The sequence below is a fragment of the Streptomyces sp. JJ38 genome (assembly GCF_019303475.1).
GTDB lineage: Bacteria > Actinomycetota > Actinomycetes > Streptomycetales > Streptomycetaceae > Streptomyces.
This window is the reverse complement of record NZ_JABLSI010000084.1, coordinates 1-9,929: the sequence shown is the minus strand read 5'-3', so window position 1 is coordinate 9,929 and position 9,929 is coordinate 1. Positions and strand designations below refer to the sequence as shown.

General features: G+C 74.3%; 5 protein-coding genes and 1 pseudogene. All 6 read left to right on the top strand.

The window, feature by feature from the left end:
- A pseudogene (locus HPT28_RS26125) lies at positions 1-239 on the top strand (hypothetical protein); the annotation flags it as partial.
- Positions 240-261: 22 nt separating this feature from the next.
- Positions 262-609: a hypothetical protein gene (locus tag HPT28_RS26120; protein WP_219094401.1), complete on the top strand. Its 348-nt coding sequence runs from the start codon at positions 262-264 to the stop codon at positions 607-609.
- A 57-nt stretch (positions 610-666) separates the two neighbouring features.
- Positions 667-3,108, top strand: coding sequence for a hypothetical protein (locus tag HPT28_RS26115; RefSeq protein ID WP_219094399.1), 2,442 nt, complete (start codon positions 667-669; stop codon positions 3,106-3,108).
- 3 nt (positions 3,109-3,111) lie between these two features.
- The gene (gene eccCa / locus HPT28_RS26110; protein ID WP_219094397.1) at positions 3,112-7,116 is read left to right on the top strand and encodes a type VII secretion protein EccCa; all 4,005 of its coding nucleotides are present in this window, start codon (positions 3,112-3,114) and stop codon (positions 7,114-7,116) included.
- A gap of 20 nt (positions 7,117-7,136) precedes the next feature.
- Positions 7,137-8,594, top strand: a complete 1,458-nt coding sequence (gene eccD / locus HPT28_RS26105; protein ID WP_219094395.1) for a type VII secretion integral membrane protein EccD — start codon at positions 7,137-7,139, stop codon at positions 8,592-8,594.
- Positions 8,591-9,929 (top strand): S8 family serine peptidase (locus HPT28_RS26100; RefSeq protein ID WP_219094393.1); only part of this gene is annotated, 1,339 nt, incomplete at its 3' end. The genes eccD and HPT28_RS26100, both read left to right, overlap by 4 nt.

Below are 9,929 nucleotides of genomic sequence, written 5' to 3'. Positions count from 1 at the left end.
GGGCGGGGCGCCGGCGCCTCGCGGGTGAGCCCGCGGGCACGTGGAGGGGACGGACGGCCGACGCCGCCGTCCGACACCGGCTCACGGGCTCGCCCGCCGCACCACCGCCCGCGCCCGCCGCCCGCTCCTCGCGCGGCCAGGGGCGTCGCGGCCGCCCCGGACCGGGCACCGACCTGACCGAGGACCAGTCCGTCTGGCGGCCCAGGGGGCACGCCGTCGGCGGCGTCCTCGGCGAGTGAGCAGGGAAGGACAGCGGAGAACATGGCCGACGAAGGCGACCTCGAGTACCTGCCCGAACAGTTCCGGGACAGCGCCCGGCGCAACCACGAAGCGGCCGACGAGGCCGACGGCCTGGCCCGCCGCCTGGGCAACACCACGGCGGCGTCCGGTGCCTTCGGCGGCGCCCGCGCCGCCGGCTACACGGCCGGGCTCAACGCGGACACCGCCGACCGCACCCGGCGGGCCCGGCGCGCGCAGGAGGACCGCGACGACATCGGCGACGGCGGCTCCAGCACCGCCGACCTCGGCGAGGACACCGACCTCCAGGCCCGCCTGGCCCTGCGCGCCCCCGACCGCCAGGTCAGCCGAGCCGTAGCCGACGGCATGTAGTCCACCGCCCGCGCCCGGTCCGCCCACCCACCCGCCTCCCCACTCCTCAGGAACACCGTGTCTGGATTCGTCATCACCCGGGCAGCCCTCGTCGAAGCAGCGGGCTGCGACCCTTACGAGCTGCGCACGGACTTCAAGAACGACAGCGACCCGGAGGCGGTCGACTCACTCTCGTCGATCTTCAAGAACGGCGCCGACGAGGCGGCCGAGTCCGGTTCGGTGGCCGAATACGCGGCCGGACTGGAGGAGCGCGCGGGCACTCGGGGCTCCAACGCGATCTACGAGGACAGCGCGGAACACCTCCAGCAGACCTACGACGACCTCGGCGAGAGCGGCCTGCGCACCATCTCCAACACCCTCGGTGAGATCAAGGACGAGATGGAGACCACCATCACGTACCTGGACGACTCCATCGACGGGCAGATGGGCCTGGAGTACTGGCGCGAGTGGTACGCCTCGCAGGCCCGGCAGGAGATCGGCCCCATCGAGGACGACTTGGCCGACGCCGAGGGCAACTCGATGTACACCTACAAGGGCTACGGCAAGGAGTGGGTTTTCGAGGCATCCAAGTTCCCGATAGAAGAGGTGCGCACGCACATCGAGGACGAGTTCACCAGGCGGGCCGGTGAGTACGCCGCCGACGTCTACGACCTCATGAAGGGCGAACTCGACGACTACTACGGCTTCCTCAGCAACAGGGAACAGCGCCTCTCGGAAGAGGGTTACGACACCGGCGACTCTCCGGTGAACGTCTGGTTCCCGCCCGGGCGTGCCGAGTACGAGGCCGAGCAACTGCGCATCGAGCTCAACAAGGAAGACCCCGACCCCGAGGCGGTGGCCCGCTACACCGAGGGGCTCGAGAACGTCATGAACGGCGTCCTCGACGAAAACGGACAGCTCCGCACCGACCACGAATACCTCTCCGACGAGGAAGTGGCCTTCCTGGAGGAGTACTACGACACGCTCGGTGCGGAGGGTCTCGCACTCCTGGGCAACATCGGGCTGTATGACCTCGGGGACGACGCGGCGCAGACCGTCCACGACGTCCAGAGTGCGGTGGCCAACGGCCTCAACCTCATGACCAACCCGGACGCGGGCGGGCTCGACACGAACGATCCCGACCAGTACGAGCGTCTCCCAGAATCGGTGCGGACGCTGCTCGAGAACCCGGAGGAGCGCCTCAGCGACTCCATGGACGAGCAGATGGAGTGGTACTCGGACTTCGACGGCTTCGGCGACCTCATGGAGCACGCCACGGTGGCCGGCGGCAACGGCTTCAGCAAGGATCTGGCGGAGGCCGCCCTGTGGGCGCAGGCCGGCGCGAGCTCGGTCGAAGGGCTGCCCGCGGCCCATGACCTGGACATGTCGGGTGCTGCTGGAGCCCTGCGCTCTGTCGCGCTGAACGAAGGGGCCTCGGCGGAACTCATCATCGAGGACGAGTTCCGCGACCGGCTGCTGAGCACTGACTGGCAGGACCATGGCGGCCCCGCCGACCTCATCCGCTCGGCCACCCTGCCGCCGGATGGCCAGGAGCCCAGCGCACGGCAAACGGAGGCCGCCTTCGAGCTGCTCGCCGCGGTCGCACAGGACCGCGAGTACTACTCCGGGCTGAAGGACTTGGAGGGCAACGAGTGGGGGGCGAACCACAAGCTGGTCGAGTCCGCGGTCACGGACACGACTCTCGCCTACCTGGACTACCTCGACGAGGCCTCCAACCGGAACGGTACGAACGACCTGCCGGTCAGCTACTTCTCGAACCAGGACACGCTGTTCATGCTGAGCCCGGACGACCGCGCGGACCTGTTCCAGTACGTCGCCGACACGGACCAGGAAGTCGTCAACAAGTTCGAAACAGGCTTGAACGCCTACTACACCGCCCGGGCCGAGGCGGCCTTCGCCCCCGGCACCAGTGAGGAGGAGCGCCGCGTCATTCTGGGCGATCTCGGCAACCTGGAGGGTGCCGTCGGCAACGGCTACAACCAGGCGCTCGTAGACGAGCAGAAGTCCGAGGACGACAAGGAGAAGCTGCGCGCCAAGCTCGCCGTCGCGATGGTGACGGGCGTCACCGGAGTGAGCGGTGCCGTGGCCGTCGCACCAGCGGCCACCACGAGTTGGGGGGTCGCGGGTGCTCTGGCGGGCTCCGTCGGTGGGCTGGTGGAGACCAAACCCGAGGCGGCGCAACTCGCGGACAGCCTCAACTACGAGGCGGGCATGCACGGTGACTGGACGCTGCGCTCGACGGTCGCCGAGGCCGCCGTGGGCGCCGCGGACGGCGGGCATGGCAACAGCCGGGGGGCGCTGAGCGAGTACTACACCAACGAAGGCCGGGACACCTCCGACGAGCGCTACTACGACAGCGACGGAAACCCCGTCGTACCGGATGGGCAGGACCCGTTGCTGGGAGACGTCCTGGACACCGTGGAAGGCTCCTATTCCGGCAGCGCGGAAGTACTCAAGGACGAGTACCGCAGGGGCTATGGCGAGACGAGCGCGAACTGAGCCATGACGACACCCACCACCACCTTCCGCCGTCCCGTCCGGGCGCAGCGGCCGAGCGTGCCCGAGGGCGAGGTCGTCCTCAAGGCGCCGCCGCAGCTGCCCGAGCCGGATCCGAACAACAACGTCTGGCTCACCGCGCTGCCCGCGCTGAGCGGGCTGGGTTCCGTCCTGTACATGCTCACGATGGGGCGCGGCCCGATCGGGTACGTCGTCGGGACGATGTTCCTGGTGTCCTCGCTGGCCATGGTCGTCGGCTCGCTGCTGCGCCAGCGCGGGCAGACCAAGGGCCAGGCGCAGCAGGAGCGCCGCGACTACCTGCGTTACCTGGACCGCACCCGTGCCGAGGTGCGGCGCACCGCCGAGGCGCAGCGGGCGTCGCTGCGGTGGGACGGGCCCGCGCCGGGCCTGCTGTGGGGCGTCGCGGCCAGCCGGCGGCTGTGGGAGCGGCGGGCGGCGGACGAGGACTTCGGCGTCGTGCGCATCGGCTCGGGGCCGCGCTACCTGGCCACCCCGCTGGTGCCCGGTGAGTCGGCGCCCGTGGAGGATCTGGACCCGCTGGCCGCGGTGGCGCTCAAGCGGTTCGTGAACGCCCACGCGGTCGTCCCCGACCTGCCCGTGCAGCTCGCCCTGCGCCGCTTCGCGTGCCTGTCGCTGGAGGGCGATCCGGATGAGGCCCGCGCCCTGGCCCGGGCCGTCATCGCCCAGGCCGTCACCTTCCACGCCCCGCGTGACCTCCGGGTGCTGCTGTGCACCCGGGACCCGGAGGGCCCGGAGTGGGCCTGGCTGAAGTGGCTGCCGCACAACCACCACCCCGAGGACGTGGACCACGCGGGCCCGGTGCGCATGATCCACCCCAGCCTGGCGGGGCTGGAGGACCTGCTGGGCGCCGAGCTGGGGCGGCGGGCCCGCTTCCACCGGGACGCTGAGCCCGACCCCGACGTGCCGCACCTGCTCGTCGTGCTGGACGGCGGGCTGGCCCTCGGCTCGGAGGTCGTGCTCGACCCGGACGGTCTCCAGGGCATCACCGTGCTGGACCTCACCGGCCGGGCCGCCGCGCTGCGCGACGCCCACGGGGTGGCGCTGCTGGCCGAGGACGGGAACCTGCGCGTGCGCAGCGGGGAGGCCACCGACGAACTCGGTACCGCCGACGCGCTGGGCCGCGCGGAGGCCGAGGCGCTGGCGCAGCAGCTCGCCGGGTACCGGCTCGACGCCAAGACGGTGCAGACCGAGGACCTGGACACCGCGGACACGACCCTGCCGGGCCTCATCGGCGTCCGGGACGCCGGACGGCTCGACCTGGACACGCTGTGGCGTCCGCGCCCCCTGCGGGACCGGCTGCGGGTGCCGATCGGGCTGGCAGCCGACGGCGGCGTGCTGGATCTGGACATCAAGGAGTCGGCGCAGAACGGCATGGGCCCGCACGGGCTGCTCGTGGGGGCCACCGGCTCCGGCAAGTCGGAGCTGCTGCGCACGCTCGTCCTGGCCATGGCCGCCACCCACTCCCCGGAGCAGCTCAACTTCGTCCTGGTCGACTTCAAGGGCGGCGCGACGTTCGCCGGGATGGCGGAGCTGCCGCACGTGGCCGCCGTCATCACCAACCTGGAGGACGACCTCACCCTCGTCGACCGCATGCAGGAGGCGATGGCGGGGGAGATGAACCGGCGTCAGGAGGTGCTGCGGGACGCGGGGAACCTCGTCTCCGTGCGCGACTACGAGCGGGCCCGCCAGCGCGGCGCGGACCTGCCGCCGCTGCCGAGCCTGTTCATCGTCGTCGACGAGTTCTCCGAACTGCTCGCCCAGAAGCCGGACTTCGCCGAACTGTTCGTGCAGATCGGACGGCTCGGGCGCTCGCTGGGGCTGCATCTGCTGCTCGCCTCGCAGCGGCTGGACGAGGGGCGGCTGCGCGGTCTGGAGGCCCATCTGTCGTACCGCATCGGCCTGCGCACGTTCTCCGAGCAGGAGAGCCGGGCCGCGATCGGGGTGACCGACGCCCACCACCTGCCCAACGCGCCCGGCCACGGCTACCTGCGCACCGACATGACGAGCCTGAAGCGCTTCCGCGCCGCCTACGTCTCCGGCGCGTACGAGACGGCGGCCGAGGGCGGCCCGGCGCCGCTGACCGGCTCCGTCGACGTCCGGCCCTTCCCGGCCGCCTATCTGCCCGTCCCCGCCGAGCAGCCGCACGCCGCCGCACCCGTCCCCGTCCCCGAGACGGAGGGGGAGGACACCGAGGAGGCCGAGGCGTCCGCGACCGTGCTGGGCGTCATGACCGAGCAGATGGTCGGCCGGGGACCGCAGGCCCACCAGGTGTGGCAGCCCCCGCTGGAGGAGCCGGACAGCCTGGACGCGCTCAGCCCCGACCTCACCGTCCGGGAGGGGCGCGGCCTGGGCACGGCGCCCGACCGGCCCGCCATGCAGGCCGTCATCGGCACCGTCGACCGGCCGTACCACCAGCGGCGCGACCCGTACACGCTGGACCTGTCCGGGGCGGGCGGGCACGCCGCCGTCGTCGGCGGCCCGCGCAGCGGCAAGTCCACCGTCGTGCGCAGCCTCATCGCCTCGCTCGCCCTGCGTCACACCCCCGCCGAGGCACAGTTCTTCTGCCTGGACTTCTCCGGCACCCTCTTCGCCCTGGCCGGGCTGCCGCACGTCGGCGGCGTCGCCGGGCGGCTGGACCCGGAGGCGGTCAACCGCACGGTCGCCGAGGTGCTGGAGGTCCTCGAACAGCGCGAACTGCGGTTCCGGGAGCTGGGCGTGGACTCCATGGACGACTACCGGCGGCTGCGCTCCCAGGGCCGGGTCGACGACCCCTTCGGCGACGTGTTCCTCGTCGTCGACGGCTGGCAGGTCCTGCGGCAGCACTTCCCGGACCTGGAGACCACCCTCATGGGGGTGGCCGGCCGGATGCTCACCTACGGCATCCATCTCGTCGTCACCGGCAACCGCTGGCTCGACCTGCGGCTCGGCATGCGCGACCTGGTCGGCACCAAGATCGAACTCAAGCTGGGCGACGCCCTGGACTCCGAGGTCGACCGCAAGCTCCAGCGCGCCGTCCCCGCCGACCGCCCGGGCCGCGGCCTCACCGCCGACAAGCTGCACTTCCTCGGCGCCGTCCCGCGCCTTGACGGGCGGCACAGCGACGCGGACCTGGCCGACGGCGTCGCCGACCTCGTCCGGCGCGTGGCCCAGGCCTGGCACGGGCCCACCGCCCCCCGGGTGCGGATGCTGCCCGACTCCTACCCCCACGCCGGCCACCCGCGGCCCGCCGCGCCGGACGGCACCGCGCCCGGCGTCGTCATCGGCGTCGAGGGCAACCGGCTGGAGCCCGTCGTCTTCCGGCCGGGCGAGGACAATGGCCTCATCGCCATCGGCGACACCGAGACGGGCAAGACGGCCCTGCTGCGCTCCGTGGCCCGGCAGGTCGTGGACACCTGGTCGCCGCAGGAGGCCAAACTCGTCCTGTTCGACTACCGCATGACGATGCTGAAGGAGTTCGAGGGCGAGAGCCTGCTGGGGTACGCCACGACCCACGAGCGGTCCACCGATATCGTCGCCGGGCTCGTCGAGGGCTTCCGCAAGCGGCTGCCGGGGCCCGACGTCACCCCCGAGCAACTGCGCGCCCGCTCCTGGTGGACGGGCCCCGAGATCTACCTCGTCGTCGACGACTACGACCTCGTCGCCACCTCGGCGGGCAACCCGCTGCGGCCCCTGCTGGAGTTCCTTCCGCAGGCCAGGTCCGTCGGCCTCCACCTCTACGCCGCCCGCCAGGCCGGCGGCGCGGCCCGCGGCAGCGGCGACCCCGTCCTCAGCCGGGCCCGCGAACTCAACGTCCCCGGCGTGCTGCTGAGCATCCCCAAGGACGAGCCGGCCATCTGGGGGCACCGCTCGGCCAAGCGCAAGAAGGGCCGCGGCCTCCTCCTGCACCGCCGGCTCGGCACCACCCCCGTCCAGCTCACCCGGCTGGACGCTCCCCACCCGACCTCCCCGGCCTCTCCCCACCCGTCCTGACGCGAAGTGGACACCCGCGCATGAACACCGCCCCCGCCTTCGCCCCCGCCGGGGCCGAAGCCCCCACCGGCACCGCGTCGCAGCCCTCCGAGGGCACCGCGGCCGAACGCCGCCCCGGACACGACTTCTGCCGCATCGCGCTCGCCGGACCGCGCAGCCGGGCCGACCTCGCCGTCCCCTTCGGCGTCCCCCTGGCCCGGCTGCTGCCCGCCCTCGTGCAGCACGCCGGGGAGGAGATCGGGCCCGACGGCGGACTCGCCCACGGCGGCTGGATCCTGCGGCGCGCCGACGGCACCCGGCTGGACGCCGAGCGCCCGCTGTCGGCGCAGCAGGTCCGCGAGGGCGACCTGCTCTTCCTCGCCCACGGCACCGAGGACACCACCGGCCCGCTCTACGACGACGTCGTCGAGGTCATCGCCGAGTCCGGCGCGGGCGCGTCCTGGTCCACCGGCAAGGTGCGCGGTGCCGCCGCGGCCTTCGGCACCGCAGCGGCCCTGGGCGCCGCCGCCGCGCTCGCCGCCACCTCCGGCACCCTCGCCGGCGTCCTCGCCCTCGTCCTGGCCGCGCTCACCCTCGGCACCGCCGCCCTCGTCTCCCGCGCCTTCGCCGACGCCGCCGCCGGCACCTGGACCGCCGCCCTGGCCGCTCCCTTCGCGGCCGTCGGCGCCGCCCTGCTCCTCGGCGACGGCTTCGGCGCCGCCCAACTCCTCCTCGTCTGTGCCGTCGTGGCCGTGCTCGGCGCCGGCGGCCCCCTCCTCGTCGGGGCCGGGGACGGCACCTTCGCGGCGCTCGTCACCGCCGGGGTACTGACGGCGCCCGGGGCCCTCGTCGCCCTCGTGTGGTCCACCGGGCCCGCCCGCGCCGCCACGGTCGCCACCGCGCTGGCCCTCGCCGTCACCCCGCTGCTGCCCCCGCTCGCCCTGCGGCTCGCCCACATCCCGGGGCCACGCCTCGTCACCGACGCCGAGGAGTTGGAGGAGCTGCCCGAGCCCATGGGCCACGCGCTGCTGGAGCGCCGCGTCGCCACGGCCCGGCGGCTGCTGTCCGGCCTCCTCGCGGGCGCCTTCCTGGTCGTCGGCGGTGGCGCCCTGCTCCTGCTGGCCTCCGGAGAGCTGTGGCCCTCCGTGCTCGCCGGCACGCTCGGGCTCCTCGCCCTGCTGCGGGCCCGCCTCTTCACGGCCGCCCCCCAGGCCCGCGCGGCCCTGGCCGCCGGGCTCGCCGTCCTGTGCGGCGCCGTGGCGGTCACCGTGGTCCGCTTCCCGCACGAGACAGTGCCGCTGCTCGCCGTCGTGCTCCCCGGTTGCGCTCTGGTGGCCCTGGTGGCCTGCGCGGTCGGCGTGTTCAGCGGACGGCGCGGGCTCAACCCGCGGGTGGCGCGCACCCTGGACAGCTTCGAGACGCTGCTGCTGCTGTCCGTCGTCCCGCTCGTGCTCGCCGTGTGGGACGTCTACACGGCGCTGCTGGAGCTGCGGGCATGACGGGGCGACGGGACGCCCCGCCCCCGGCCGTCCACCGACTCCGCCACCGTCGCCTCCGGGGTGCCGCGCACGGCGCCCCGCACGCAGGGCCACTGTGCGGGCTCCTGGCGCTGCTGCTCGTCTGGCCCGTTGCCGCGCCCGGGGCGTGGGGCGGCGCCACGGAGGCCGTCGCCGCGCCCGAACGCGTCGACACCGCGTGCTCGCGGCCGCCCCAGGAGGGCGCCCCCCTCCCCGAGACCCTCCCCGGACCCTCGCTCGCCGAGCGGCTCGGGCTGGCCCAGGCCTGGGACCTGGCCGACGGCACCGGCGTGACCGTCGGCGTCGTCGACTCCGGCGTCGACGGGCGGCACCCGGAGCTGACCGGCGCCGTCGGCGAGGGCACCGAACTCGTCACCGTGCGCAGCGCCGAGGAGTTCCGGCGCCAGCGCCCGCAGGCGCCCGACCTCGACTGCGACGGGCACGGCACCGCCGTCGCCGGGCTCATCGCCGCCTCCCGGGGCGGCGAGCCGCGCATCACCGGCGTCGCGCCGGGCGCCCGCATCCACCCCGTTCGCATCGTCGGCGGCGTCGAGTCGACCACCGAGAACACCCTCGCGGCCGGGATCGACGCGGCCGTCGACGCCGGCGCGCGGGTGCTGAACCTCTCCTTCGCCCTGCCCGTCGACCGCGAACCCGTGCGCGAGGCGGTCCGGCGGGCCGTCGCGGCGGACGTCGTCGTGGTCGCCGCCGCCGGGAACGAGGGCACCACCGACGTGCCCATGTACCCCGCCGCCTACGACGGCGTCCTCGCCGTCGGCGCGGTGGACGCCCGCGGCGAACCCGTCGAGCAGTCCAACCAGGCCGACTGGGTGGACATCGCCGCCTACGGCGAGAGCGAGATCGCCCCCGCCTCCGGCGGCTCCGGCTACCAGCGGGTCAGCGGCACCAGCTTCGCGGCCCCCCAGGTCGCCGGAGCCGCCGCCCTCGTCCGCAGCCGCTTCCCCGGGCTGAGCGCCGAGGAGACCGTGCGCCGCCTGACCGGCTCGGCCGCGCCCGTCGGCGGCCCGGACGACCCGCGCACCGGTGCGGGCCTCGTCGACCCCTTCGCCGCCCTCACCCACCTCGGGGACTCTGACGGTGTCGCCGACGCCGGCGACGGCGCCATCCCGGTCCAGGCGCTGCCCGAGGAGGAGCCGCCGCTGACCGCGACCGCCACCACCGCCCTCGCCTGGAGCGGCGCGCTGCTGCTCGCCGTCGTGCTGGCCCTCCTCGGCGCCCCCGCCGTGCGCCGGGCCGCCGCCCGGCGCTGGCGCCCCGGCCCGCCGCGGGGACGTCCGGCCCCGACGGGCCGCACCG